The sequence below is a fragment of the Hymenobacter defluvii genome (genome assembly GCF_017589435.1).
Taxonomy (GTDB): Bacteria; Bacteroidota; Bacteroidia; order Cytophagales; family Hymenobacteraceae; genus Hymenobacter; species Hymenobacter profundi.
This window is the reverse complement of sequence record NZ_JAGETX010000105.1, coordinates 1-619: the sequence shown is the minus strand read 5'-3', so window position 1 is coordinate 619 and position 619 is coordinate 1. Positions and strand designations below refer to the sequence as shown.

Sequence of the window (619 nt, the reverse complement as noted above, 5' to 3'; positions counted from 1 at the left end):
AAACCTTGCGTGCTCAGCGCAGGATGCAATTTGCCAAAAGCCATACCTGGAGCGCCAGTGCATCAAAATTCTATGACGCATTGAAGCGTGATAACTAATTCCGGAAATAGACTTTCAATTTATCTACACGTTTCGTCCCTGTTTTAGCTATCGCCATCATGCTTGAAGAAGTGTTTGAAAACAAAAACGTCTTATTCATTGGAGTGAAGTTTTATGAATATCATTTGGCAATTAAGCAAAAGATGGAGCAATATGGAGCTGCAGTTTCATTCTTTGCAGAAAGAGATACATCTATTCTTTACGGGATTGTAAATAGATTGCTACCCCAGCGAATTGATAGCTTTCAAAAGATGCATTATGAGTCTATTCTTAAAGCCATTGCAAAAAAGAAGTTTGATTATTTACTAGTTGTTAGAGGATACAGAATGCCATTATCCTTTGTCAAGACAGTGAAGGCAAGGAATCCGGGAATTAAGACAATAATGTATCAGTGGGATGCAAACGTGAATAGTGCTTATTTGAATCTTGATGAAGAATATAATCTTATTCCTGAATTTGATAAGGTTTTTTCATTCGACTACAAAGACGTAGAGCAAAATCCCTGGATAAAATATAGCCC

At 36.7% G+C, this 619-nt stretch carries 1 protein-coding gene; it reads left to right on the top strand.

Annotated elements, in window-relative coordinates; genetic code table 11:
* Positions 1–158: 158 nt before the first annotated feature.
* The coding region (locus J4D97_RS23185) for a hypothetical protein (protein WP_208309653.1) at positions 159–619 on the top strand (461 nt) is incomplete at its 3' end.